General features: G+C 57.7%; 23 protein-coding genes and 1 tRNA gene. 13 read left to right on the forward strand and 11 right to left on the reverse strand.

Going from position 1 to position 23900, the window contains the following annotated elements; translation table 11 throughout:
- Nucleotides 1-488: 488 nt before the first annotated feature.
- The 4 genes from ACR0C3_RS09375 to ACR0C3_RS09390 all read left to right on the forward strand — a co-directional run bounded on the left by ACR0C3_RS09375 (nucleotide 489) and on the right by ACR0C3_RS09390 (nucleotide 4413).
- The gene (locus ACR0C3_RS09375; protein ID WP_480758181.1) at nucleotides 489-1235 is read left to right on the forward strand and encodes a 5-oxoprolinase subunit B family protein; all 747 of its coding nucleotides are present in this window, start codon (nucleotides 489-491) and stop codon (nucleotides 1233-1235) included.
- Nucleotides 1235-2233 (forward strand): 5-oxoprolinase subunit C family protein, encoded by a 999-nt coding sequence (locus tag ACR0C3_RS09380; protein ID WP_480758182.1) that lies wholly within the window; start codon nucleotides 1235-1237, stop codon nucleotides 2231-2233. Before ACR0C3_RS09375 ends, ACR0C3_RS09380 begins: the two co-directional genes overlap by 1 nt.
- Nucleotides 2234-2245: 12 nt before the next feature.
- Nucleotides 2246-3007, forward strand: a complete 762-nt coding sequence (locus tag ACR0C3_RS09385) for a LamB/YcsF family protein (RefSeq protein ID WP_480758183.1) — start codon at nucleotides 2246-2248, stop codon at nucleotides 3005-3007.
- A 158-nt stretch (nucleotides 3008-3165) separates the two neighbouring features.
- Nucleotides 3166-4413 carry a hypothetical protein gene (locus ACR0C3_RS09390; protein ID WP_480758184.1) on the forward strand — a complete coding sequence of 416 codons (1248 nt, stop codon included), beginning with the start codon at nucleotides 3166-3168 and terminating at the stop codon, nucleotides 4411-4413.
- A 69-nt stretch (nucleotides 4414-4482) separates the two neighbouring features.
- Here the strand turns inward: ACR0C3_RS09390 and ACR0C3_RS09395 are convergent, their stop codons facing one another.
- Both ACR0C3_RS09395 and ACR0C3_RS09400 read right to left on the reverse strand, forming a co-directional pair.
- Entirely contained in the window at nucleotides 4483-5874 is a 1392-nt protein-coding gene (locus ACR0C3_RS09395) for a D-alanyl-D-alanine carboxypeptidase family protein (RefSeq protein ID WP_480758185.1), read from the reverse strand.
- A 280-nt stretch (nucleotides 5875-6154) separates the two neighbouring features.
- Complete coding sequence (locus ACR0C3_RS09400) at nucleotides 6155-6856, reverse strand: HAD family hydrolase (RefSeq protein WP_480758186.1); 702 nt, start codon at nucleotides 6854-6856, stop codon at nucleotides 6155-6157.
- Between the two features lie 93 nt (nucleotides 6857-6949).
- Between ACR0C3_RS09400 and clpS the strand changes: the two genes are divergently transcribed.
- From clpS to hemF, 4 genes are read left to right on the forward strand one after another with little or no spacing between them, the layout of a single operon-like run.
- A complete protein-coding gene (gene clpS, locus ACR0C3_RS09405; RefSeq protein ID WP_170378718.1) occupies nucleotides 6950-7291 on the forward strand; it encodes an ATP-dependent Clp protease adapter ClpS in 342 nt (113 codons plus the stop codon).
- Nucleotides 7292-7318: 27 nt separating this feature from the next.
- Nucleotides 7319-8284: a class I SAM-dependent methyltransferase gene (locus ACR0C3_RS09410; protein WP_475220501.1), complete on the forward strand. Its 966-nt coding sequence runs from the start codon at nucleotides 7319-7321 to the stop codon at nucleotides 8282-8284.
- A gap of 35 nt (nucleotides 8285-8319) precedes the next feature.
- Nucleotides 8320-9120, forward strand: a complete 801-nt coding sequence (locus ACR0C3_RS09415; RefSeq protein ID WP_170378722.1) for an SDR family NAD(P)-dependent oxidoreductase — start codon at nucleotides 8320-8322, stop codon at nucleotides 9118-9120.
- Nucleotides 9121-9122: 2 nt separating this feature from the next.
- Nucleotides 9123-10007 carry an oxygen-dependent coproporphyrinogen oxidase gene (gene hemF / locus ACR0C3_RS09420; protein WP_480758187.1) on the forward strand — a complete coding sequence of 295 codons (885 nt, stop codon included), beginning with the start codon at nucleotides 9123-9125 and terminating at the stop codon, nucleotides 10005-10007.
- A gap of 3 nt (nucleotides 10008-10010) precedes the next feature.
- Here the strand turns inward: hemF and ACR0C3_RS09425 are convergent, their stop codons facing one another.
- Nucleotides 10011-10421 carry a hypothetical protein gene (locus ACR0C3_RS09425; RefSeq protein ID WP_480693463.1) on the reverse strand — a complete coding sequence of 137 codons (411 nt, stop codon included), beginning with the start codon at nucleotides 10419-10421 and terminating at the stop codon, nucleotides 10011-10013.
- A 160-nt stretch (nucleotides 10422-10581) separates the two neighbouring features.
- Between ACR0C3_RS09425 and ACR0C3_RS09430 the strand changes: the two genes are divergently transcribed.
- Nucleotides 10582-11094, forward strand: a complete 513-nt coding sequence (locus ACR0C3_RS09430) for a toxin-activating lysine-acyltransferase (protein ID WP_480758188.1) — start codon at nucleotides 10582-10584, stop codon at nucleotides 11092-11094.
- A 1-nt stretch (nucleotide 11095) separates the two neighbouring features.
- The gene (locus ACR0C3_RS09435) at nucleotides 11096-11989 is read left to right on the forward strand and encodes a Hint domain-containing protein (RefSeq protein WP_480758189.1); all 894 of its coding nucleotides are present in this window, start codon (nucleotides 11096-11098) and stop codon (nucleotides 11987-11989) included.
- A gap of 2 nt (nucleotides 11990-11991) precedes the next feature.
- Here the strand turns inward: ACR0C3_RS09435 and modC are convergent, their stop codons facing one another.
- Genes modC through modA form a run of 3 tightly spaced genes read right to left on the reverse strand, consistent with a single transcriptional unit; the run spans nucleotide 11992 to nucleotide 14566 of the window.
- Entirely contained in the window at nucleotides 11992-13092 is a 1101-nt protein-coding gene (modC, locus tag ACR0C3_RS09440) for a molybdenum ABC transporter ATP-binding protein (protein WP_480758190.1), read from the reverse strand.
- The gene (modB, locus tag ACR0C3_RS09445; protein WP_480758191.1) at nucleotides 13089-13781 is read right to left on the reverse strand and encodes a molybdate ABC transporter permease subunit; all 693 of its coding nucleotides are present in this window, start codon (nucleotides 13779-13781) and stop codon (nucleotides 13089-13091) included. The genes modC and modB overlap by 4 nt, the downstream gene beginning before the upstream one ends.
- A gap of 5 nt (nucleotides 13782-13786) precedes the next feature.
- The gene (gene modA / locus ACR0C3_RS09450; RefSeq protein WP_480758484.1) at nucleotides 13787-14566 is read right to left on the reverse strand and encodes a molybdate ABC transporter substrate-binding protein; all 780 of its coding nucleotides are present in this window, start codon (nucleotides 14564-14566) and stop codon (nucleotides 13787-13789) included.
- A gap of 214 nt (nucleotides 14567-14780) precedes the next feature.
- On the opposite strand from modA, the gene ACR0C3_RS09455 reads away from it, so the two are divergent.
- Nucleotides 14781-14856 (forward strand) — tRNA-Val (locus ACR0C3_RS09455).
- 458 nt (nucleotides 14857-15314) lie between these two features.
- Here the strand turns inward: ACR0C3_RS09455 and ACR0C3_RS09460 are convergent.
- The 4 genes from ACR0C3_RS09460 to ACR0C3_RS09475 form a co-directional block, all read right to left on the reverse strand.
- Nucleotides 15315-17204, reverse strand: coding sequence for an amidohydrolase family protein (locus ACR0C3_RS09460; protein ID WP_480758192.1), 1890 nt, complete (start codon nucleotides 17202-17204; stop codon nucleotides 15315-15317).
- A gap of 69 nt (nucleotides 17205-17273) precedes the next feature.
- Nucleotides 17274-18452 carry a carbohydrate porin gene (locus tag ACR0C3_RS09465; RefSeq protein ID WP_480758193.1) on the reverse strand — a complete coding sequence of 393 codons (1179 nt, stop codon included), beginning with the start codon at nucleotides 18450-18452 and terminating at the stop codon, nucleotides 17274-17276.
- A complete protein-coding gene (locus ACR0C3_RS09470) occupies nucleotides 18449-19213 on the reverse strand; it encodes a DUF3299 domain-containing protein (RefSeq protein WP_480758194.1) in 765 nt (254 codons plus the stop codon). Before ACR0C3_RS09470 ends, ACR0C3_RS09465 begins: the two co-directional genes overlap by 4 nt.
- A 26-nt stretch (nucleotides 19214-19239) precedes the next feature.
- A complete protein-coding gene (locus ACR0C3_RS09475; RefSeq protein WP_480758195.1) occupies nucleotides 19240-20652 on the reverse strand; it encodes an amidohydrolase family protein in 1413 nt (470 codons plus the stop codon).
- Between the two features lie 126 nt (nucleotides 20653-20778).
- On the opposite strand from ACR0C3_RS09475, the gene ACR0C3_RS09480 reads away from it, so the two are divergent.
- Nucleotides 20779-21783: an AraC family transcriptional regulator gene (locus ACR0C3_RS09480; RefSeq protein WP_480758196.1), complete on the forward strand. Its 1005-nt coding sequence runs from the start codon at nucleotides 20779-20781 to the stop codon at nucleotides 21781-21783.
- Nucleotides 21784-22127: 344 nt separating this feature from the next.
- On the opposite strand, the gene ACR0C3_RS09485 is transcribed toward ACR0C3_RS09480, so the two are convergent.
- Nucleotides 22128-23327, reverse strand: coding sequence for a cytochrome-c peroxidase (locus tag ACR0C3_RS09485; protein WP_480758197.1), 1200 nt, complete (start codon nucleotides 23325-23327; stop codon nucleotides 22128-22130).
- An 87-nt stretch (nucleotides 23328-23414) separates the two neighbouring features.
- On the opposite strand from ACR0C3_RS09485, the gene ACR0C3_RS09490 reads away from it, so the two are divergent.
- Nucleotides 23415-23885: a tetratricopeptide repeat protein gene (locus tag ACR0C3_RS09490; protein WP_480758485.1), complete on the forward strand. Its 471-nt coding sequence runs from the start codon at nucleotides 23415-23417 to the stop codon at nucleotides 23883-23885.
- Nucleotides 23886-23900 lie beyond the last annotated feature (15 nt).

The following is a 23900-nucleotide window of genomic DNA, read 5'->3' on the forward strand; positions in this document are numbered from 1 at the left end:
AACTCAACCTCAGATGCCCCCAGTCTATCCTGAGCGTCTCCACCGTCTCTCCAGTGCGTCTCACCGTCTCGCCGGTGTGTCACCAGCGCCTCAGCAGCGCCGGTGAAGGGGGTTCTAAGGTTTAGCGCAGAAGGCCGCAAGCGGAAAATTACATATCGGCGTATTTTTTTGCGTTTTCTTATTTTTAGACATAAAATCAATGTATTAATAAATGTCTTCGGGCGCCAATTCAGCAAGAAACAGACGCACTAACATGGGAACACCATAGCCCGACCGGAACCCCACAATGGCAAACCACAACATCTTGGGCCAAGTTAACCCACGGATACAATAAAGCCCGACTCGCGCCCGCGAGTCGAATCCGGTGACAGGCTTCAAAAACTCCGTTTTGCGCGTCGGTGTGGATCACTCTTTCCTCTACTTGCGCATTTCATTGGGATGCGGTCTGGTTCCCGAATGACAAGACACGATCCAATCTCGGCCTACCTATGACTGAAGGTATTTCCTACCCACTGGTGCGCACCGTCGGGCTCGACGGGGCTTTGGTGACATTTGCAGACAAGATGGATGAGGCCGCAAACCGCGCGGCCTTGGCGTTTCGGGCGCAGGTGGACAGCTTAGCGCTGCATGGGCTTATAGAGACATCGGCCTCTCTGGGGTCTGCATATGTTCGCTTTGACCCTCAGGTGGTTTCACATCTCGAGATCACAAGCCAACTGCAGCAGATCCTGAACCAACAAAACTGGTATTCTGCCCCTCTGCCACACGGTCGAAGACTGTGGCGGGTGCCAACCGTATATGGCACAGACCTTGCCCCACAACTGGAGGACGCCGCGCGTGTTGCTGGGCTGGACCCGGCCGAGGCTGTCCGGCGGCTTAGTCAGACACAAGTGCGTGTGCTGACCATCGGTTTTGCGCCGGGGCAACCCTATCTCGGGCCGCTGGGGCCCGAGTTCAACATACCGCGCCTGCAGGAGCTGACGCCCATGGTGCCCGAGGGCGCTCTCGTTTTGGCGATCTCACAGTTTGTGCTGTTCTCCGGCCCGACCCCGACCGGGTGGAGGCATGTTGGCCAAACGGCGTTCCGGTGCTTTCAGCCTGACAAGTATCAAGCATTTACCCTGCGGCCCGGTGATGAGCTTCAGTTCACCTCTGTCTCGCGTGAAGAACTTGAGGCGATCCGCGCCAATAATGACGACGGCCTTGGTGGCGCAACCTGCCAGGAGCTCGCCTGATGACCCTGTTGGTTCACCGCATTGGTCCGGCTTGTACGGTTCAGGATCAGGGGCGTATCGGCTATTTGGATCAGGGTCTCTCTCGTTCCGGAGCGGCAGATATTCTGGCGCTGCATGAGGGCGCAGCCTTGCTGGGACAAAGTCCCGATCTAGCCGCGCTGGAAATGGCAGGCATGGGTGGCACGTTCGAAGTGACGCAACGCACAAGGATCGCTCTGACCGGTGCGACGATGCAGGCGAGCATCGACGGCTCCCCGATCGTCTGGAATGCGTCCCACGTTCTTGAGCTAGGGCAAACGCTGACGATCGGTGCAACCGTGCAGGGCAACTACGGCTACCTGCATTTGGATGGTGGCATTGAGACCGAGCTGTTCCTCGGCTCGCGCGCGACACATCTGACAGCCAAGATCGGCCGCGCCGTTGCGGTGGGCGATGTGTTGCCCGCAGGGAAGACTGCTGGCGATGGCAGAATGAAGCTGTCCCCTTCGGACCGGTTCAATGGCGGCAGCCTTCGCGTCGTCGCCAGTTTTCAAACCGCGTTGTTCGATGATGAAACGCTGGATCGCTTTGCGCAGACAGAGTTCACGCGTGGCGCGCGGGCAAATCGGATGGGGATGCAGCTGGAAAGCAACGGACCGGGCTTTGCGGCTAAAGATCAGCTCAATATCCTGTCCGAGGTGATAACGCCCGGCGACATTCAGATGACTGGCACCGGCAACCCTTTCATCCTGCTGCCCGAATGCCAGACGACCGGAGGCTACCCCCGGATTGCAACCGTCTTGCCCTGCGACATGCCAAAAGCGGCGCAGACCTCGGCGGGCGGGACGGTTCGGTTTGAATTCGTGACTCTGGAACAGGCTGTAGAGATTGATGCCGCATTTCGCGCGGATCTTGCGCGCCTTCCGGGCCGCGTGGAACCTCTGGTCCGCGACCCTCATGACATCCCGGACCTGTTGTCCTACCAATTGATCGGCGGAGTGATCTCTGCCACCGACTAAGGAGACTATCTGATGCCGCGCGTGGATCTGAACGCCGATATGGGCGAGAGCTTTGGCCCCTGGAAGATGGGCGATGACGAAAGCCTGCTGAAGATCATAACATCCGCCAATATCGCCTGCGGATTTCATGCAGGCGACTGGGATGTAATGGCCAAGACCATGACATTGGCCGCTGAGAATGATGTGGGCATCGGGGCGCATCCCGGCTTTCCTGACCTACAGGGATTTGGGCGGCGCAATATGAAAGTGCCCCATGACAGCCTGCGCAATCTGGTGCGCTATCAGCTGGGCGCGGCTTTGGGTATGGCCGCAGCCACTGGCACAAAGGTGCGGCATCTGAAACTGCACGGGGCTTTGGCCAATATGTGTTCGGTCGACTTCGACATGGCGCGGGCCTGTTACCAAGGTGCGCTGGATGTTGATCCGGACATCATCATCATGGTGCTGGCGGTTACGAAACAGGAAGAGGCCGTGCGAGAGCTTGGCTGCAAATGGGTGGGCGAGATCTTCGCCGACCGGGCCTACAATGACGATGGCACTTTGGTGGATCGCAGCCTGCCCGGCGCAGTGATCCACGACCCTGAGATTGCCGGCCCTCGCATCCTGAACATGGTGCGCGAAGGGGCCATCATCACCGAATCCGGCAAACGGCTGGAGACGTCCATCGACACGATCTGCCTGCATGGGGACGGCGCAACTGCCGTACAGATCGCCCGGTCGGTCCGGGAAAACCTGATCGAAGGCGGGGTCGAGGTGACAAAGTTCACCCGATAGACATCAGCCCGTAATCCTGGGTCCCTAGCCTATGGCTGTTGCCTGAATTCAGTTCAGCGCATAGCATGCCCGCAAGTGCATGTTCTGAATACCGTATTTCTAGCAACGCTATTGGCTGGCCCCGCGCTCGCCGCCAGATCCCCGGCAAGGAGGCGTACATGTCTTTCGATCTGATGTCTTACACACCCCGAGGTGACAAAAAGAACTCGGACTTCTTTCACGAATACCTTCCTATGATCTACGAGCGCAGGACCAGCTCGGGCGTCGCGGATCAGGTCGGGCCGATGCGCGCGATTGTCATCCAGGTCGAATCCACGGCACTTTTCGATACGATGGTCGAGCTTTATGTGATGACCCCCTACCGCCACTCGGCCAGTTACCTAGGACAGACACACAAGTTCGCGGTCCTGCATTCGCATCCCGACTATCCGGCGCTGATCCTGATGGCCCCGCTGAGCGACAGTTTCGAGGACTTCATCCCCCGCATCAACCGGATGTACCCTCTGGCCCGCCCGACCCCGCAAACGCGGTATGTGGGTGAGGTTTTTGCCGCCTGCAATCTGAAAGAGCTAAGCAAAACTCTCGAAGAGCAGAACATCCGGTTTGAATATTCAGGTGATACGGAAAACCCGTTCTACACGCTGGATGGATTTCGCTTTACCACACCGTCGGATTTTACCTGCAACCGCGTTGGCTATTCCACCCTGGATTTCAACGACCCCGACAGTCTGGGCCTCGGCGACCGCGTTTTGCTGAGCGATACCGAGAAAGCTAGATTGGAAGAGGCTGCGGCCTTCGGCACCGCCTCGAACATCGCGCCGCTGATGCTGGGGATCGACCACCTCGCCACGCGGGTTCTGGCCGGAGAGCGCGAGGATGCGATCCTCGAGTTTCTGACGATGGTGCCCTATTACTTCTGGGGGGCTTACAACATCTTCGACATGAATTCGTCGACCAATGTGAATCGCAACGCCAATGTGGATGACGACAAGAAATCCCCGGCCAAGGTGTTTACGGCAAACAACACGCCGTCCTTCGTAAACTCATTTGCCAAACTGCCCATGCCGACCGAGGATTTCGTGCGCAATTTCGGCCGCCGCCTGCATCACATGGCGGTTGAGATTCAGGACGGTGACCACGGCGCGGGCGAAAAGAACGTGGATTTCGTCGTCAATACGCTCAAAAACAAGGGTGTTCCGTTCCTCGCCCATGTGGTGGGGGAATGCAAAGACGATCCCAACCTGAAACAGATCTTCTCGAAGCACTCGAAGAATACGCTGCTGATCACCGAGTATATCGAACGGTGCCACCACTACGACGGGTTCTTCACCAAGGACAACGTCGCGGCCCTGACCGCCGCCGCCGGGCAGGATGAACAATACGAGCACGGCCATGTGTTCGACTGAGCTGGTTTCATGAAAAAAGGGCTGCGAGGTTTCGCAGCCCAGACCCATCAGGAGAGTATATGTCGGGTCTTATGACGGCCCGATCATGAAACAGGTGACATTGCGCGCTTGAAGGCGGCGGCATGCCAGATCGGCCTGTTCGCGAGTCATGCCCTGGAACGTGGCCTCGAAACCTTTGGAGCTTTGATTGACCTTGCGCAACGTGCCGTCCAGCGCTGTCATCTCGGACAGAGCGGTTTTCAGCAGCACCTTCTCGGCTTCATAGCGCGTGGTGTAGCGGCCAACATTCACGCCCCACAGATGCCCGCCCGAGGTGGACAGCCGTGTGACGACCTCTTGTTCCGGCTCCGGTTGCTCGGCCGGTTGAGTCGAAGCCAGAACCAGATTGTCGGGCCGCAAGGCGGGACGTGTATCCGAGCTTTCGACCGGAGGCGCCGTCGGCGCGATATCAGCCTGTGCAATCGCTGCAGCGATCCCGTTCTTGATGCGGTCGCGATTTTCATCGGCGCTGTCAACAACCGCGCTTGCAACCTGTGTCGCCGCTGTTGGACGCATCGCCGGTCGCAGGCTGGTCTTGGGTGCGCCGGTCAAACGGGCAACTTGCGTGCCGCCCAAACCGGCATTGCCCGCGTAGGCCGGGCGCGCCGGGCGGCGGATCGGCGCGCGCGAGGGGGCGCGGCGGAACCCGAGATCCAACAGCTCAGCCACTTTGGCGTTCCGCGAGGCACCCGATTTGCCACCAAAGACCGTTGCGATGATACGCTCATCCTTGCGCTTAGCCGAGGCCACAAGGTTGAAGCCCGCCGCGCGGGTATAGCCTGTCTTGATCCCATCCGCGCCTTTATACGCGGTCAACAAGCGGCGGTTGGTGTTGGGAACCGTCTTGATCCCAGCATTGGTCGACTGGCGCGAGAACAGGTTGTAATACTGCGGGTAATCATACAGCAGATGCCGCCCCAGCGTGGTCATGTCACGCGCGGTAGACATATGCCCTGATTCCGTTAGGCCATGGGCGTTCTTGAAGGTTGTGCGGCTCATCCCCATTGCTTTGGCAGTGCGCGTCATGCGGCGGGCAAAGGCGGCCTCGGACCCGCTGATCGCAATCCCGATAGCCGTTGCGGCATCATTGGCCGATTTCACCGCTGCCGCGCGGATCAGGTAGCGGAACGCAATCGTCTGGCCCGACCGCAAGCCCAGCTTCGACGGAGGCTCGGCCGCTGCCGCCCGCGTGATGCGAACCTGAGTATCCAGCGTGATCTCTCCGTTCCGAACTGCCTCGAACGCGATATAGAGGGTCATCATCTTGGTCAGTGAGGCCGGGTGCAGGCGGGTATCAGCGTTGCGTGAGTGCAAGACCTCCCCCGTTCGCGCGTCGATCACCATCGCCGCGTAAGGCGCGGCCAAAGCTTTGAGCGGCGCGAAAGAGAGCACCAACATAAACGCTGTGAGGAATACGCCCATCCGGGCCGGGAATGTCCACCGACTCTGCACGATCTTTGCCTCTGTCTGCCTCGTTCCGCCGGGTTTTCCCGGTCGGATGAAATTTATTGATTATCACCAAGGCTAACACAGGACCCCGGCAAAATAAACCAAAAGCTGGGGTTTTCCCGGCATCGTGAGGGGCACGAACACCTTCTATATATAGGCGCAGCCCCTATACCGACCCACCAGATGAGCGATGATGACGGGAACAAGGCAAAGGTTGCGCGGTTTTTTCCGGAACTGCGGCCGAACGGCAACATCAGCCTAGGGCGCGCACCAGATCCGAAAGTCCGCCTAGATCCGACAGCTCTCGGAATCGGGGATGGTGAGAGGGTGTTTCGGCATGCTCGACCTCCCACACCAACCCATGCGGGACATGAACGCCCCAGCACCCGGCGGCAATCGGCGCAACCACATCCGACCGCATTGAGTTGCCCACCATCATCGCGGTCGAGGGGCCATCGCCATGCTGTTCAAAGATCGTCCGATAGGTCTCGGCCGTCTTTTCTGAGACGATCTCGACCCCGTCGAACAAATCCCCCAACCCCGATTGGGCCAGCTTACGCTCCTGATCAATCAGGTCACCCTTGGTGATCAGAATGACGCGGTGGGTCTCGGCCACGCCCTCGACCGCCTCGCGCGCATGGGGCAGGAGTTCGATGGGATGGGCCAGCATCTCTTGCCCCGCGTCGATCAACTGGCGGATGACCGACGCTGGAACGCGATCTTCGGTCACCTCAATCGCCGTTTCGATCATCGACAGGACAAAGCCTTTGATTCCATAGCCGTAGTGCTGGATATTCCGCTCTTCGGCGGCCAGCAGACGCTCCATCAGGTGGTCCCGTTCGGCGTGGTCTGCCAGCAATTGGGCGAAATGGGCCTGTGTCAGCTGGAAAAACCGCTCGTTATGCCAGAGCGTATCGTCCGCATCGAAGGCGATTGTGGTCAGTTTACTGTCCATTCCGAAAGGGTCCGCTGCCTCTTTATTCTGACGGCGTCAACGTTATATAAGCCCTCAGATAAACCCAATGCCTGAATCGGACAGTTGCGCGCGATGCTGGAAAACCCCTGGATGATGTCTGACAAATCGGATGACGACGGCGACTCGTCCGTCCTGCTGCAGACGCGACCCAAAACCAAGCGCCCTCCGCTGTATAAAGTGCTGTTGCTAAACGATGACTACACCCCGATGGAGTTTGTCGTTCATGTTTTGGAGCGCTTTTTCGGTATGACCCACGCGCAGGCGTTCGAGATCATGCTGACCGTGCATAAAAAGGGTGTCGCGGTGGTTGGCGTCTTCAGCCACGAGATCGCCGAGACCAAAGTCGGCCAGGTGATGGATTTCGCACGTCGGCATCAGCATCCGCTGCAATGCACGATGGAACGCGAAGAATAACGCAGGCCGGGCCGCCCGGAATTTATCATGTCCCCTCGTCTTGATCTTGCCTTGAACAGCGGTTTGACCCTGTCGCAACCGCTGGTGGTGATCGGCCCGACCCCCGAAGAGGACCTGTCAGCCCTGCCGCGCGAGGCGCAGGTGATTCAGCCGTTCAAACCTTTCCACGATCATTTCGCTAGTCAGGGCTTTGCCACCAAACCGGTGCTTGACGCCGCTTGCAGCGACGCGCTTGTGTTCTTGCCGCGCGCCAAGGCGCTGGCCCGGTCGCTTGTCCAGCAGGCATGCAGTTATGCCAGCGGGACTGTCGTCGTTGATGGGACCAAAACCAACGGTGTCGACAGCATTCTGAAAGACGTCCGCAAGCGTGTTGCCGTCGAAGGCCCTATTTCCAAGGCCCATGGCAAGATCTTCTGGTTTCAGGCCGACGCCGAGGCCTTCGCCGATTGGGCAGCACCCGAGAAGCAAAGCGTCGATGGCTACATGACGGCTCCGGGTGTGTTTTCCGCTGACGGGATCGACCCGGCATCGGCCCTTCTGGCGCAGTCCTTGCCGGACAAGATCAGCCCGCGCGTGGCTGATCTGGGCGCAGGTTGGGGGTATCTGTCGGCGGGTCTATTAAATAACGACCGCCTCAAAGCCCTTCATCTGGTTGAGGCGGATCACGCCGCGCTGACATGCGCGCAAGCAAACGTCCCCGATATGCGTGCTCAGTTTCACTGGGCGGATGCGGTGACCTGGACCGCGCCCGAGCCTATCGACACCGTCATCATGAACCCGCCCTTTCACACCTCACGCAGTGCCGATCCGGCGTTGGGGCAGGGCTTCATCAAGTCCGCCGCGAAGAACCTGACCCGCAACGGCACCCTGTGGATGGTTGCCAACCGCCACCTGCCCTATGAGGCAACACTGGCCGAATCCTTCGCCCAAGTTCAGGAAGTGGCAGGCGACAATCGGTTCAAGGTGTTTCAAGCCTCTCGCCCCCGGGCCTAAGCCCGGCTAACCTGCCCCAAATCAGGAGGATTCGGATGTCCTTTTCCATAGCTGGCAAGACAGCGATTGTAACCGGCGGGGCCAACGGGATTGGGTTGGCCATCGGGCGGCATTTTGCAGATGCCGGGGCCAATGTCGTCTTTGCAGATATGGATGAAAAACGGCTGGCCGAGGAATTGGGCGAGCAGGCCGACGATGGCAACATCCGCTATTTCGCCGGTGATTTGCGCGAAAAGCTGACCATCGCCAACCTGCTTTCGGCCACGCTGGATGCGTTCGATCAGGTCGACATTCTGATCAACGGCGCGCGTCAGGTGATCCCGTCTGACCCGCTGGACCCCGATGACGACTCGGTCCGGACCTTGCTGAACCAGAACCTGATGCCCGCCTTGCGCCTCAGCCAATTGGTGGCCAAGCGGATGATCAAACAATCCGGCGAGGATGAGGAAAACCCGGCGGGGTCCATCATCAACCTGTCTTCAATCGCAGCGCGGCGCACCCATCCGGATCTTATGGCCTATTCCGTCTCGACCGCAGCATTGGATCAAATGACCCGCTCACTGGCGGTTGCACTGGCCCCCAACCGTATCCGCGTGAACTCGATCGCGCTGGGATCGGTGATGAGCGCATCGCTGCAATCAACGCTAAAAGAAAACCGCGATTTCCGCGACGACATCGAGAAACACACCCCTCTGGCCCGGATCGCGGCCCCGACCGAACTGACGGAAACAGCGCAGTTTCTGGCCTCGGACGCGGCAGGGTTTATCACTGGTCAGATCCTGACAATTGACGGCGGCCGCACCTTGCTGGATCCCGTCGCAGCTCCGGCGCATTGACCATGTTTGATACCGAAAAGACCACCGCCTCAGCCTGGTTCCACCAATTGCGCGACGATATCGTTGCTGCTTTTGAAGCGCTGGAGGACAGCCACGACACCGGCCCGTTTGCTGACGCAACTCCCGGTCGTTTCGAAGTAAAAGAAACCAAACGCCAGTCCGAGGACGGCTCGGACGCGGGCGGCGGGCTGATGTCTGTGATGCGTGGCGGGCGCGTGTTCGAAAAGGTCGGCGTCAATGTCTCAACCGTCTACGGCACGTTGGGCGAACGCGCACAACAGGCCATGGCGGCACGCAAGGGCATCCCCGGCATGACCGAGGACCCTCGGTTCTGGGCCTCCGGCATTTCTCTGGTCGCCCACATGCAAAACCCACATGCCCCCGCTGTTCACATGAACACGCGCATGTTCTGGACACCACATGCCTGGTGGTTCGGCGGCGGGTCAGACCTGAACCCTTGCATCGAATATGACGACGATACCGCCCATTTCCACGCGACCCAGAAGGCACATCTGGACCCGCACGGACCAAGCCACTATCCGCGATTGAAAGACTGGGCGGATGAGTATTTCTACATCCCCCACCGCAAACGCGCGCGCGGCGTTGGTGGTATCTTCATGGATGACTACTGCACCGATGACTGGCAGGCGGATTTCGCCCTGACGCAGGATATCGGCAAAGCCTTCCTGCCTGCGTTCCTGCCTTTGGTCGAAAAACGCCGGGTCCAGAGCTTTTCAGACGCGGACAAAGACACCCAACTGGTGCATCGGGGCCTCTATGCCGAATACAATCTTGTCTATGACCGCGGCACCAAGTTCGGGCTTGAGACAGGCCACGATCCGGATGCGGTGCTGATGAGCTTGCCGCCCATGGCGAAATGGGTCTGAGGCTCAGAACCCAAAATCCATGAAGTTGTCAAAGCAATAGGCCTGTGCCGAGGTCGCCGACATATTCTCTCCGACCTTTCTGACCGTGATGGAATAGCCCGGATCGGTATCCGCGCCCGGAGGTGGTGTCAGCGAAAATTGCACAGTGCGCACGCCCGGCTCATAGGCACGGTAGATATAAATTCGCGTTGGGCCGGGTACGCCCAGCGTACGTATCGCGAAATCGCCGATCCCGCACCAGTAGTTCACGGGCGCCGATGATCCGATAGCCTTGACCTCATAGATGCCACCCTCCAACGGCGTTATCTGCGTCCGGTTTTGTGGCCCCACACGAACACCGAAGCCGACAGCCTGTGCAAGTTGGGGTGCTAGAACAAAGGCTGAGACCGCAATGAGCTTGGCAACACGCATCATCTTAACATCCTGAAATAAACTCTGTCCCATGAGAGTAACACAATTGGAGGTTGGGTCGAGAGGGGGGTCGGCAACAGACCGCAAACACATCAAAATACCTATATGCAACTGACAAGTCGGCGCATATCATCATGATATTTATTGCAAGTCTGGTGTCCCTGTGAGCCAAACATTTCCAAAGGACTGGTTTGATCTCTCGCCTGAGAAATACGCCGATTTCGGAGCGATGTTCTATTTGGCGGGCCTGACTCCAACGCATCAGAAACGCAGTTTGGCGCAGGTTCTCTATACCTTTGAAACGCCGTTGCGGCTGGGGCAATATCACATCTTCCGCCAGAACGGCTTTCCCCGAGGGTTCGTAACCTTTGCTGGCCTCAACCGTGAGGCTGAAAACAGATATGCCATTCAGGAAAAGCCCTTGAAGGATAAGGATTTCACCAGCGGGTCCTCGTTCTGGATCGTCGATCTGGTTGCGCCGTTCGGGCAGACCAATGAAATTGTCGACATTCTCAAGGCAGAAGTACCACACCCTCGCGTTCGAACGAATCGTCTGGTTGGTGACATGGGTCAGAACCGGATCGTAGAATGGAGCCGGGATGCCGCGGGCGAGGTCCATATGAAGCTCTATCGTAAGAAGGATTTCAAACGCTTGCTGGAACAAGGCGAGGGCTAGCATGGTCTCGGTTCCGGTCACGGGTGATTTGACAGGGGATGTCACGGGCTCACCGCCAAACGTTGCCACCGGGCAGGTCATTCTTGGCGACACTCCGGGAACATTTGATGTCGACAATTGGGCAATCGCGACCCCTCCGGCCAATGGGACGGCCACGATTGACGCGGATACCGGCGAATGGACCTATACGGTCGATCCCACCTTTTTTGACAGCCTCGACTTCAACCAGATCGCAACCGACACGTTCATCATTCAGGGGTCTGACGGGTTCTTCTTTGGTCAGGCGACTATCACCATTTCCATTCAAGGCGTTTGCTTTACCGCCGGGACGCTGATCGAAACCGAAACCGGACCAGAGCTCGTAGAGGCCATGACAGTCGGCGATCTGGTCCAGACCAAAGATCACGGGCTGCAGCCTATTCGGTGGATCGAGGCCAGCCCGATCCCCCCCGAGCGATTGCGTCGTGACCCTGAACTGCGGCCCGTGCGTATCCTGCGCGGCAGCCTTGGGCCCGACATACCCTCGCGCGATCTTCTGGTGTCGCAGCAACATCGCGTCCTGATTCAAGGACCGAAAGTCGAGCTGCTGTTTGGCGCCGCCGAGGTTCTGGTCGCCGCAAAACACCTGTGTTCGTGGCCGGGTATCTTCGTCGACACCTCAGACCAGCCGGTCGAATACTTGCATATCCTGCTGGATCAGCATGAGATTCTGACTGCCGAAGGCGCATTGGCAGAGAGCCTGTTTCTAGGCGACGAGGCGCTACATTCCCTGTCCTCGAATGGGCTGCAGGAGCTGGCCTCGATCTTTCCCGATCGCACCCCGGATAAATCCATCGGCTTCGGCCGCGCCGCCCGAATGATCCTGCGCGAGCATGAGGCCCGCGCCTTGGCCTAACTCTAACCTGTCGGGCCGATCCGTCCGCCCACATCCTGCGGCGCCAGCGCAACTGTCTTGATCACGGCATAGCATCGCGCGCCTGGTTGCAGGCCAAGCCCCGCAACTGAGCGTCGGGTGATCCGCGCCAGCACGATACCTGCCGAAGTTTCCATAGAGATAATCGCACCTGGCCCGTCCCCGGCGCGGATCGTCTCGATCGTGCCCTCCAAAACATTCAGGGCCGACAGCCCTGCTGGAGGCTTGTTGGACAGGATCACCTCTTGCGCGGGGATACGAATACGAAGCTCTGCACCGATCTGATGCGGGATACGCGGCAGAAACAGAGCCTCTCCACCCGCTTCCAACTCGGTCAAACCGTCCTCATGATGGGCCCGAACACGCACTTGCAGCACCGCGCCGACCGCGCGCACCCCCGCAGGTGTCACGGACGGATCGGCCAGCACTTCAGAGGCCGGACCATGGCGCGCCACCTTACCATCCTGGAGCGCAACAACCGAGGTCGCCAACCGCGCGACCTCGGCCGCGGAATGCGTGACATAGAGAATTGGAACCGAGACCTCATCCCGAAGACGCTCAAAGTAAGGCAGGATCTCGGCCTTGCGGCCTTCGTCCAACGCAGCCAGAGGTTCGTCGGCCAATATTAGACGTGGGCTGGCCAGCAAGGCGCGTCCGATCGCGACCCGCTGCTTCTCCCCCCCGGACAAACCGGCTGGGCGACGGTCGAGCAGATGACCGATGCCCAGCATCTCAATCACTTTGTCCGGGTCCTCACGCTTTGCACACCGCGGTGCAAACCAGCGCCCGAAAGACAGGTTCTGTCGCACGGTCAGGTGAGGGAACAGACGTCCTTCCTGAAAGATATAGCCGAGCCTGCGTTTGTGCGGCGGCAGCCAAAGCTTGGTGTCCGTGTCGAACAGGACCCAATCATCCACGGCGACGCGCCCGGCCTCGGGTCGCAACAGACCCGCCACGGCATTCACCACCGTAGTCTTGCCCGACCCCGAACGCCCGAATAGAACCGTCACACCCGGCGGAGCCTCAAAGTTGAGGTCCAGATCCAGCCCAGCAAGGCTGTGGCGCAGACGAACAGACAGGCTCATGACCCGGCCACCCGCGCCGCCGCACGGCGCCCGACATATTCCGACAATAGCAATGCCCCCATCGCGATGATGATCGAGATGACGACCAACCGGGTCGCCGCTGCCTCACCCCCCGGCACCTGCAGGAAGGCGTAGACGGCGGATGGCAGCGTTTGGGTCTGGCCTGGAATGTTCGACACAAAGGTAATCGTAGCCCCAAATTCGCCCATCGCCTTGGCAAAGGCCAGAATGGACCCCGCGATGACCCCCGGCAGGATCATCGGCAATGTCACCGTCGCAAACACCCAAGGGCGTGAGGCGCCCAGCGTAGCTCCCGCTTGTTCAAGTCGAGGGTCAACGGCCTCGATCGACAGACGGATGGCCCGTACCATCAAAGGGAACGCCATGATCCCTGCCGCCATCGCAGCGCCCGTCCACCGGAAAGCAAAAACGATCCCGAACTCGGCCAAAAAGCGTCCGACCGGACCCTGAACGCCAAAGGTCAGCAGCAGCAGGTAACCGGTTACCACGGGCGGTAATATCAGGGGCAAATGCACGAGACCATTCAACACCTGCCGTCCCGGAAAGTGCCAGCGCGCCAAAGCATAAGCCACGAATATCCCAAAGGGCAAAGTCGCCAGCGTTGCCCAGAACGACACCCGCAGGGACAATCTCAACGCGTCGATCTCGGCAGGGCCCAACCAATCCATAAGGCTCACCGTTCAGGCAGAGAAAACCCCTGCCCCTTGAACACATCTGACGCGAATTCGCTCTGGAGAAACGTCAGAAAATCCTGCGCCTCTGGCTTGGCAAAAGACATCTCGGCGACCGGGTATATGATGGGCGGGTGGCTGTCTTCTGGGAAGCTGCCAACAACACCAACCCGCACGTCAGCCTGAGCGTCCGTCCGGTAGACAATGCCCATCGGTGCCGCTCCGGTCGCGACCAAAGCCAGTGCCGCGCGCACATTGTCGGTTTGCGCGACCTGACGCTGCACTGCGTCCCACAGGCCGAGGCTCCGCAACGCGGCCTTGCCGTAGATCCCTGCGGGAACGGCATCGACCAATGCCATGGCCAGAAAGCCGCCCTCAAGATGTTCGGCCAGATCATAGGCCGCCGAGACCTCGCCAATATGCGTCCGGGGTGCGGCTCCGATCAGAACCAACCCATTGCCCAAGAGGGCGACTCGGGTTTCGGGCTTGATTACGTCATCCTTCTGCAACACATCCATCCAATCCTCATTCGCGGAAATGAACAGATCAGCCGGAGCGCCTTGCTGCAACTGACGCGCAAGAACCGAGGACGCGGCATATGAAATCGTGACATCGTTGCCGGTTTCGCGCTGATACGCGGTCGAAACCTCGTCCAAAGCAGTCTTCAGACTGGCCGCCGCAAACACCAAAATCCCATCTGCCCCGGCCCGAAGCGGAGCCAGCAAAAACGCGCCAAGCGCCAGCGCTGCCACAAGAAAACGGCAAGGGGAGTGTCGGGCCATGTCCTCTCCGGCCTGAGGGGTTTCGGTCCCTTCTGGGGATATCGGAGGCAACAGGCCCCGCGCAAGCGCCTTTCCGACTTTGCCTTCAATCGGGTGTGCAGTGATGCCTTTGGCGGAACAGGCAGCCATCGCTGACGCGATACCCGAAGAAAGGTAAGAAATTCGTGCAAACCCTCTTGCACCCACCCTCAGGCTTGGCTACATGCACCGTCACGGGTGATTAGCTCAGTTGGTAGAGCGCTTCGTTTACACCGAAGATGTCGGGAGTTCGAGTCTCTCATCACCCACCATCCTTTCCTCGCAGTGCATCAAGGTCTTACGCCACTAGCGCCATTTTCTGTGCTGCGCATGAAACTATGTCCGCTGCGCCTCCGCTTCTGTTATACGGAAAAGATGTCTAGTACACAGGAGCTTTGGGCGACTGCAATATTCGTAAACGAACTATCAGCAATTGGCAGGCGACTTTGCGGAAGGGCGTTCAATCTCGACCCAAATCGTTACTAGAGCGTTCTGATGCGGCGAAGTGGCCACGAGAGACTGAGTTGCGCGCCAAGGAGTTTCGTCTCTGGAGTCAAGCAAAGCGGTTTTTTTTGGCCTCGGCGCAGCATTTGACACATTAGGCTCAGAGTGGTCATTCGATCCGATCTTACGAACAGCTGCCTTGCGGGAAAAGCTGCCGTAACCTGACTGGTTGCTGATGGTCGATCTCAGCCTAAAGTAGGCTTTCATTTTTCACTGCTCCAAGACTCTACAAATTAGTTTGCTCTGCGTTGTTCCGACTGATTAGGCCTGACCCTCCCATTTTTGACATCATAGCCTTCGCATAGTCGCGTTTTGCTTGCGCAGGGTCCTCGAAGCGAGCATGCACGACGCAAAAGAAGAGGGCACCGTCATCTAAACCGTTGCGAGGCGTAAACCAATCAAACGGGTCGGTTGGCTTTACCGATGCAAACTGGTTGGTTGATGGCGCGGCGGGTGCGGCACTGGCTTCATTATTTGTGATATCGTCAAGCAGTGTTGGACGGACCGTGCCGGTGTCCGGTGTGAGGATACCCATGATCTGCTCGCGGCCAGCCGGTACAAAACGCCCACTTTCTTCGATTGGAAACCGGATCGGCTGCCCGGCATAAACATCACGCTGCACTTCGCTGTTCCGGACTACTATCGTTCCGTTAACCAGCACATACGGAATGCCTTCTGACGGCAGACCTTGCTGGCCAAGGGTATAGTTCGCCTTTTCGGTCACAGTCTCCGGATCAAAAATCGTGATATCCGCGACCATGCCTTCTTGCATACGCCCACGCACCTCCATTGCACGCAAGCCAGTGTCACCCAATCGCTTCGCATGTATGTAACTCAACTGAGTGAGTGTGAGCATCAGCGGCACATTCGCTTCGCGAGCTAGTCTCAGGACAAGCGCATGACTGCCTGCGGACCGAGGATGCCCGGCATAGTCTTCGTAGGGGGCATCCCAACTCATCAAGTTGCCCTCGATATCCAACCCGGCCATACCGTCGCCCGAGATGCCATAGCCCACGATGGTGATCCAATCATTCAACCATTGCTCTCTTGGCGGGCTGAAAACAATGGCCGTCCGTCCCGGTTCATTCTCGGCGAAGCTCAAGAATTCGTCTTTGGTTACGAAGCGATCAAGCTGGGGGTCAAAGATAGTGTCTTCGTATTTGTACCCCATCGACCCTTCCCAGTTTTCGGGGGCGATGATCGAAGCGCCGTAGTTTCCCGATCCCGCAGTCCAGGGATAGTAGCTGGACCAGACGTTGTAGCCTTGGTCGCGGGCCATCTGGAGCTTTTCCTGATTTTCCCACCATCCATAGTCATTGTCATGATGTATGTGCAACGGCGCGCCCAGCACCATCGCGTTGACCAGAATTTCGTTAACACCGGTCTGTGTTTCGGTGGGCGTCGAAGCACTGGGATGAAACCGGTGGTGCACAGATGTTAACCGCCCATAACGCGACGCAGCCCGTTGTGCTTCGAACATCTCATAGGTTGTGATACCTTCGCGGGCGTAGCCGATGGTCGATCCCACGCCGAGGGCTCCAAGACGAAGCCCCTCATCCAGTTGGGCGGTGATTTCGTTCATCTGCTCGCGGTTGCTTGGAACCGATGACCAGCCCTCGAAACCGTCTTCCACGGATTGTGCCCGCAGTGCGAAGAAGTTCCGGAAGTCGATGTCCCCACCTTCCAGAACAAGGCCGTCATGTACCCGCATCCGCGCGAATTCTTGTCCAACGACTGTGCCATAGTTTGCCTGCGTCACGCCTTGGCGCGCAGCGTACCATTGGTCGATATTCGCGGCTCCGACCTCAAAATCCATTTGCGTCGTAACGCCATCGCGAAGGTTGACCTTGATACCCCAAGGATCCAGCCCGTGTTGTTCAAGGTCGATAAACCCGGGCGCCACAACATGCCCTGTCGCGTCGATGGCCTCTCTGCCGTCAATATCTTCGTCGGTAATCGCTGCGATCCAGCCATTGCTTATTCCAACGTTGGCGATCTGATCGAACCCGGTTTCCGGATCCATTACCCGACCGTTGAGGATGACCACGTCGTAGGTTTGCGCGACGCAGAAAGTGGAAAACACGGACAACGTGCCAGCCAGAAACAGGGTACGCATGGATAGATCCTCCCTTTGATCAGCAGAATTGCATATTTCAACGCTTTTGATGTCTGCTTTCGACCCACACTAGAAAACGATCCGGGTTCGCAGGCCGAACAGCGTAATGCTATCCTGAGAGGGGTTCGGCAGCGGGTTCGAAATGTACTGCAGGGACGGCGTGATCTGCAGCCCGGGTGAGATTGAAAACCGGTAGAAGGCTTCCAGAGTGAATTGATCGCCATCTATGCCTCGTGCCTCGGCCCAGTTCAGGCCCAGACCGGCCAGATCGGTATTGCGACCATAGTAACCCAGACCGGCAGAAACCGACCGGTCATAGAGCGCTGCGGTCCCTTTTGAAGCCCCTGCCCGAAAGAACGGCATCCACTTATTGTCAACAAACCATGCGGCAGAAAACGCAGCGCCATAGTCTTCCGCCCGGCTGCCATCTTCGGCCGCATCCGCATGCCAGAGGGTCAGATGGACATTGTCGAAATAAATGCGATGAAAGCCTGACGTGTACCCAAGTTCGAGCGATTTGAAGAGGTTGCCGTCGCTGAACACATCAAAGTTTGGATCAGACGGATCGGCGTTTGCATCTGCAACGCTCGCGACAGCGTAGAAGTTTTCACTCAGCTTGATCCCACCGGCAATACCAAGACCTGGGTTGGGTGCGTTAAGTGTTGGGTTGGTGTTGAAGGACAGGTTTTGGAAGCCACTATAGGGGCTGACCAGCCCATAGATATCCACAAAGTCCGTTACATCAATCTGCCCGAATTGCAGCGTCCACGAACCGTTTTCGGCCCTTTGGGTCCAGAACAGATTGGTCAGCAGCAGACCGCTATCGTTGAAGGCAGTCCCGGTGATCGACAGCGCTCCGCCATCCAGCCCAAGAAACTGCGGGGCCACATCGGTATAGCTATGCCGGTCTTCGATCTTGAATGTCAGGGAACCCCGTTCAGTCGCCTGCCAACTCCCGTAGAAACGCGCAATTCCGCTGGCCGCTTCGCCGGTTCCCAGATCAGCATTCGTGGTTTGGCCCAGCGCCAGGTAATCAATATTGAACCGAAACCCACCCTCAGCCAGTTGGTCTTTCCACTCAAACCAACCCGGTGCGATGTTGCGTGGAAAATCTGAACGGTATTGTGGGTCGGTGAGCCCATCTCCGGGGGTAAGATCAGCTTCGACCGAAGAGGGCCCGGACAGTCCTTGCGCCGAGGCAGCGCCAGCGACGGTAATACTCAATGTAGCAGCCAGAAGTCTTATCATTCAGACGCCCTTGCCCCACCGGTCTTGCGATTTCCCGCCGCACGGATGCGATCAGCGGCACGCTGCTTCCATTCCAGCCTGTCTGCCGTGGTTTCGAGCGTTTCGACACGTTCCGTTTCCAACTGGAAAGTCGCGTTCATCGGCATCTGGCCATCCACAACCATCATATTCTGAACAGACGGATCGATGGTCAGCATGCCCGTCAGCCGAACGGGTTCATGAAAATAGCTGGGCGCCCAGTTCCCGTTCAACCGCACACGGATCATCTGGTTGGGCGGAGGGGGAGGCATGTGACTGCACATCCCGCGTTCCGGAACCAAATACGCCACAGCCCGACCGTCTGGATCATTCGGAGCAGGAATGGCGAAACCAGCCAGTGTGATTGTTTGACCATCGAATTGCGGATTTCCGTTTGTCCCCGCCTTTCTCCGACGTTCCATCACAACTTCGCGCTGATCGAGCAGCCAGTCGATATCAATTCCATCAGCAGCCAAGGCATCCTCAGTCTCGGTCAAAAGTACTTGCCACTTTTGCCGCTCTTCTTCGCTGCCACCATCCTGCTGCAGCCTGCCGCGCAATCGAACGACGTAAAGAACATCGTCGAATTGTTCAGGGCTGAGCTCGCGATAGGGGTCTTCGAAGACCTGCGCAGATGGGTCTGGCAGGTCGGCCCAATCTAATGCGGTTTCAGGCGCCGCCAGCGCAGAATGCCCACACCAAAATAACCCTGCGAATACTACCCAGCGGAACCAATGGTGCATAAATTCTCTCCGGCTACTTAGACAGGTCAATTCAGTGTGTTTTTGTAGATAACGCCATCTTTCATGATCAGTCGAATCGTATCAGGGCTTTCAGGCCTCGGGTCGGCGCCGAACCATTGATCACCCGTACCAACAACCGAGAAATCTTCGAGCGGGTTACCGTCGATCAACAGGATATCCGCATAGGCGCCTTCTTCGATCACACCGAGTTTTCCAGCGGTATACGGGTTCATGAAGTCACCTGACAAAGCGACTACCTCGCCACCCGTCGACGTCAGTGTGACCATCGAAGTGTAGGGCCCGAAAAACTCATTGTTCAGGTGCTTTTCATAAGCAATCTGGATATTGCACGCCTCAACCGAACCAACGCAGTCGGTCTGGAACCCTCGCTTCACCGGGCATTCCTTCATGTTGTCGATATAGCCTGCAAATGTGGCTGAGGCAGATTTGGCTTTGGCAAGGCTTGCGGGCACGCTGGCCACCGCCGGAATATCAAGCAAGCCGGGATCGAATGCCGTCAGGTTGGTGGTGATATACGCCCCTTTTTCGTTCATGACTTGGGCAATTTCACAGTCAAACGAGAAGCCGTGTTCGATCGACATCACACCTGCATCAAGCGCACTCAGGATCGCTTCTTTGCGATAGGAATGCGCCATGACATAGCTGCCATACTCATTGGCTACTTGCACAGCGGCCCTGATTTCCTCAGGCGATCCAGCCAGTAGTTGCCATGGGTCAAAGGCCGAAACGACACCGCCGGATTGCATGAACTTTAACTGGGTCGCACCCATACGGAAATTGTTGCGCGCAAACCTATAGACGTCGTCGACACCGCTCACCTCCTGCGCCAAGTTCAGACGGCTCATGTTGGTCTCTGAGCCCGGTGGAGCGGTGAAATTCGCGAAATCAGCATGACCGCCGCGCGTTCCGATAAATGCACCGGATGGAAAGTAACGCGGTCCTTCAATTTGGCCTGCGTCAATTGCGCGGCGCAGCCCGCCATTGGCACCACCTGCGTCCCTGACTGTGGTGAAGCCCTGCATCAAATACATCTCGGCCATCCGAGCGCCGTGAATCGCGAAATCTTCCCAAGTCGTGTTGGCCTCCATCGCAGGCAGAGTCGGCCCCATCAGCATCAGGTGCGCGTGCAGTTCGATAAACCCGGGGGTCAGTGTCCGCCCCTCTCCGTCAATGACCGTGGCATTGGGGGCATCAATCGCATCGGTTGAGACGGCCTTGATCAGGTTGCCCTCGACCAGAACGCTGGCATTTTCGATACGCTGTTCATTCACACCGTCGAAGACATGCACGTTGGTAAACAGCGTTTGGGGTTCTTCCTGATCCTGAGCTTGTGCGGGCGCTGAAACAGAGAGACCTGCGGCGACAATTGCCGCCGAGCAAAGAGACATTCGCAGACCGGACATAAGTACTCCCTTCATATTCGTGTTTTGCCAACTGTAGCCCGGAAAGTTTTGCCTCGGTTGCCAGTTTCGCATTAGGATGTTCGAATGTGACTGCAAAAATGGCCACTGATCACAGCATTTGATCCTGAAAGGGTTACGAGATTGCCGTTCAACTCCACCTCTCAAGAGCACAGCGAAGGGTTCATTCGCCTCGCATTGGCAGCTCCGTTTCTGCAGTATCTCACCGACCGCGAACTCGATCCGCAACCCGCCTTGGATCAGGTCGGCTTGAAGTCCGAACTGTTGTCTGACCCTTCTGTCTATGTCCACTCAGAGCTGGTTTACGGTCTGCTAAATGCCTTCTCAGACGTGTCCGGGGACCGATACCTTGGCCTGAATGTAGGAGAGACTTTTGACCTGCAGGAATGGCCTCCATTTGCTCAGGCCCTGCAATCAACAAATTCTCTGTTCGAGTTTTTTACCCGCTTTGTTGGGCTTGTCCCGCAGGAGTCCAATTCTGTGCGGCACAGCCTTGTCATCGAAGCAGACAAAGCAACTTATCGTATCGAGAGGCAACAGGAACCCGCTGTCCCACCCATTCAAGTGACCGGTTTTGGAGCCGCAATCTATGTACGGCTCCTGGAGACTGTCGTCGGAGAATCCTGGGATTCTTCGCGTGTGCGATGGGAAAGCCGTTATATTACGGGTCTACCGGTCAACTACAAAGGGATCGAAGTTGGCTTGGGACCTGACCCCGGAATGCAAATCAGTTTTCCTGTCGAATGGTTGTTTCTGCACCATGCCTCTGAGGGTTCTGCCAAACCTATTGCCTCAGCTCGACAAAACGAAGAAGTAACGGTGGTGGCCGCTTTGCGATCCGTCCTACGCGACAAACTGGATGAAACTGATCTCGGGCCAGAGGTTGTGGCCGGACTACTGGGAATACAGCCGGAACGATTTCTGAAAGCGCTTCAACAACAAGGCACAACACTCCCCCGCGAAATAAAACGGCTGCGTGTCGATGTCGCCAAAGAGCACCTCAGAGATGACAAGATGACAATTGCTGAGATCGGTCTACTCCTTGGCTACTCAGACAAGTCCCATTTCACGCGCTTTTTCCGGGGTCAAACCGGAATGACACCGACCAAATTCCGCCTTGGTGCGTAATTTCGTTGTAACGCCTTGGACTGCTTGCTCCCTCCATAGGAAGTGCAGGTCGTCAAGAATTTGCGACAGATTTTTGGAACCCTATTAAAGGATCGCAGTGGGATAATTCCCCGCGTACCGGAGTTATGTCTCCCACAAGAACGGTGCGTCAGATTCTATGCGGGTCTTGTTAGGTTAAGTTGGTTTGATACCCTTTTAAGTGCCTGGATTGTTTTGTTTCGCGCCGCTCGTCAGAGTCCTTTTCCCTGCAGATCATTTCGGCCCAAGATCTCCTCGGAAGGGACAACCAAGAAGGACAGCAAAGTATGACTTCTCTGACAGTGCATTGCCGATGTGAGGTATGGCTAAGGCATAAATCCTTTAGGTACCCCAAACTCCAATGACCCCACGCTACTTCCTGTCAACGACTGCAGAAAAGCAATCAGGTTTTGAATTTCCAACTCTGTGAGTTGGACCGGAACAATGTCACTTTTATTGCGTTGACGCTCCATTTCATATTCGTCCTCCCACACTATGAAATCGATTTTTTGAAACCATGGCACCTCGGGCAATGCAGCCATTTCAGGCGTCCAACTGTCTAGGCTTGCCTGCGGATTCAAGTGATGGCGAATGACGCTTTCCAGATCGGGAAAGGCTCCATTGTGACCGTAGGGCGCGGTCAGGGCAACGTTGCGCAACATAGGTGTGCGAAACCTATAGGCATCCTCTAGACGGTTGCTTTCACCCATGCGGCCGACATCTCGGACGAAGGGATCCCACTGCCGGGTGCGGCCCGGTCCAAAGGGCGGCAAACCCAAAGCATAAAACTTCTGATCTGACATCAGCGGTCCGGCATGGCAGCTGGAGCAGCGGGCTTTGCCGTAGAAAAGCTTCATCCCATCCAATTGGGCCGGCGAGAGGGCATTCGTGTCACCCGCGAGGTAGTGATCAAACGGGCTGTCGGTGCTCCGCCACTCGATCGCCATGAAAGCGGCCAGAGCGTTGGCGACTTGCGTAATCGTGATGTCTTCGGGCGTCTCGACCTCGTCAAAGGCGGCGACGATGGCCGGGCCATAGCGTGGATCGGTGCGGACGCGTTTCGCCAGAATAGGCCAGCCTTTGTCGATCCGATCATGCACCGCACCAGTGACCTCATTCTCGGCCACATTGCCCGCCATCTCGAATTGTGAGGTCAGGGGAAACAGAGCCTGTGCCGCCAGCAGGGAATTCAGGCCCTCAGGCAGCCACTCCTGCGCTGGGGAATTGAAGCCGTTGCCGTAGACGTCTGAAATACTCAGCCTGCCGTCGTGAAAGACTGTGTGAATTTCCTTGGCCCCAAGGTTCCACAAGCCCGGAGAGTTGCGAGGGATGCGTTTGCGTATTCTGTCTGCCCCGGTGCCAGGTGTGCGGTCCAGTCCCAACCCCTGCCCGCCTTCTCCTATGCCCAGTGACAACCCGTCAGAGGTGCCGAAATCCGGGTGGTGGCAATGGGCGCAGCTGATATTCTGGTTGCCCGACAGGATCGGGTCGTAAAACAGTTGATGACCAACGGCGGCCTGTTCCATATCAAATGGGATAAAGTCATCATCGGTGAGCGGTCGCGGCAAATCCTGTGCCGCAGCGGCCCCAACCCAGAAGAGAGCAACCAGCCCATGCGTCAGCTTGTTTTCGCCCTTTGCATATTTGCGTCTCCGGCTCTGGCGGAACTGGAGCAAGCGCGCGACATGATGGAAGCCGGACAGTTTGAAGCCGCGCGCGAGGAGCTTCTTCCAGCAGCTCGCTCGGGCAACGCCGAGGCTGAGGAGTTGATCGGCGTGATGTACGGGCTGGGTCTCGGGGTCGAGCAGGACTATGAGCGCGCCTTTGAATGGTATCTGCGCGCCTCGATGAAGGGGCATCCGGGGGCTCAGTCGGGCGTTGGCTGGTACTATGAATTGGGTCTGGGCATGCCCGCGCCCGATCTGGTGCGCGCATACATGTGGTACACGCTCAGCGCTATCGGCGGCGACCCCGATGCGGCGATCAGCCTTGAGGAAGTGGTCAAGAGAATGTCGCCAGAGCAGATCGAAAGGGCGCATGTGCTGGTCAACGACTACAAAGGGTGGATGTACCCGTTTCGGTGAGGGCCGGGCCATAAA

The organism is Ruegeria sp. CK3, assembly GCF_056536565.1.

What these genes read in the sequence shown, in the direction of transcription:
- ACR0C3_RS09385 (WP_480758183.1), top strand. Translation starts at nt 2,246, where the DNA reads ATGCCGCGCGTGGATCTGAACGCCGATATGGGCGAGAGCTTTGGCCCC.
- ACR0C3_RS09435 (WP_480758189.1), top strand. Translation starts at nt 11,096, where the DNA reads ATGGTCTCGGTTCCGGTCACGGGTGATTTGACAGGGGATGTCACGGGC.
- hemF (WP_480758187.1), top strand. Translation starts at nt 9,123, where the DNA reads ATGTTTGATACCGAAAAGACCACCGCCTCAGCCTGGTTCCACCAATTG.
- ACR0C3_RS09470 (WP_480758194.1), bottom strand. Translation starts at nt 19,213, where the DNA reads ATGCACCATTGGTTCCGCTGGGTAGTATTCGCAGGGTTATTTTGGTGT.
- modC (WP_480758190.1), bottom strand. Translation starts at nt 13,092, where the DNA reads ATGAGCCTGTCTGTTCGTCTGCGCCACAGCCTTGCTGGGCTGGATCTG.
- modA (WP_480758484.1), bottom strand. Translation starts at nt 14,566, where the DNA reads ATGGCCCGACACTCCCCTTGCCGTTTTCTTGTGGCAGCGCTGGCGCTT.
- ACR0C3_RS09485 (WP_480758197.1), bottom strand. Translation starts at nt 23,327, where the DNA reads ATGGAACAGGCCGCCGTTGGTCATCAACTGTTTTACGACCCGATCCTG.
- ACR0C3_RS09460 (WP_480758192.1), bottom strand. Translation starts at nt 17,204, where the DNA reads ATGCGTACCCTGTTTCTGGCTGGCACGTTGTCCGTGTTTTCCACTTTC.
- ACR0C3_RS09410 (WP_475220501.1), top strand. Translation starts at nt 7,319, where the DNA reads ATGTCCCCTCGTCTTGATCTTGCCTTGAACAGCGGTTTGACCCTGTCG.
- ACR0C3_RS09400 (WP_480758186.1), bottom strand. Translation starts at nt 6,856, where the DNA reads ATGGACAGTAAACTGACCACAATCGCCTTCGATGCGGACGATACGCTC.
- ACR0C3_RS09425 (WP_480693463.1), bottom strand. Translation starts at nt 10,421, where the DNA reads ATGATGCGTGTTGCCAAGCTCATTGCGGTCTCAGCCTTTGTTCTAGCA.
- clpS (WP_170378718.1), top strand. Translation starts at nt 6,950, where the DNA reads ATGCTGGAAAACCCCTGGATGATGTCTGACAAATCGGATGACGACGGC.
- modB (WP_480758191.1), bottom strand. Translation starts at nt 13,781, where the DNA reads ATGGATTGGTTGGGCCCTGCCGAGATCGACGCGTTGAGATTGTCCCTG.
- ACR0C3_RS09475 (WP_480758195.1), bottom strand. Translation starts at nt 20,652, where the DNA reads ATGAAGGGAGTACTTATGTCCGGTCTGCGAATGTCTCTTTGCTCGGCG.
- ACR0C3_RS09375 (WP_480758181.1), top strand. Translation starts at nt 489, where the DNA reads ATGACTGAAGGTATTTCCTACCCACTGGTGCGCACCGTCGGGCTCGAC.
- ACR0C3_RS09380 (WP_480758182.1), top strand. Translation starts at nt 1,235, where the DNA reads ATGACCCTGTTGGTTCACCGCATTGGTCCGGCTTGTACGGTTCAGGAT.
- ACR0C3_RS09390 (WP_480758184.1), top strand. Translation starts at nt 3,166, where the DNA reads ATGTCTTTCGATCTGATGTCTTACACACCCCGAGGTGACAAAAAGAAC.
- ACR0C3_RS09415 (WP_170378722.1), top strand. Translation starts at nt 8,320, where the DNA reads ATGTCCTTTTCCATAGCTGGCAAGACAGCGATTGTAACCGGCGGGGCC.
- ACR0C3_RS09465 (WP_480758193.1), bottom strand. Translation starts at nt 18,452, where the DNA reads ATGATAAGACTTCTGGCTGCTACATTGAGTATTACCGTCGCTGGCGCT.
- ACR0C3_RS09490 (WP_480758485.1), top strand. Translation starts at nt 23,415, where the DNA reads ATGCGTCAGCTTGTTTTCGCCCTTTGCATATTTGCGTCTCCGGCTCTG.
- ACR0C3_RS09395 (WP_480758185.1), bottom strand. Translation starts at nt 5,874, where the DNA reads ATGGGCGTATTCCTCACAGCGTTTATGTTGGTGCTCTCTTTCGCGCCG.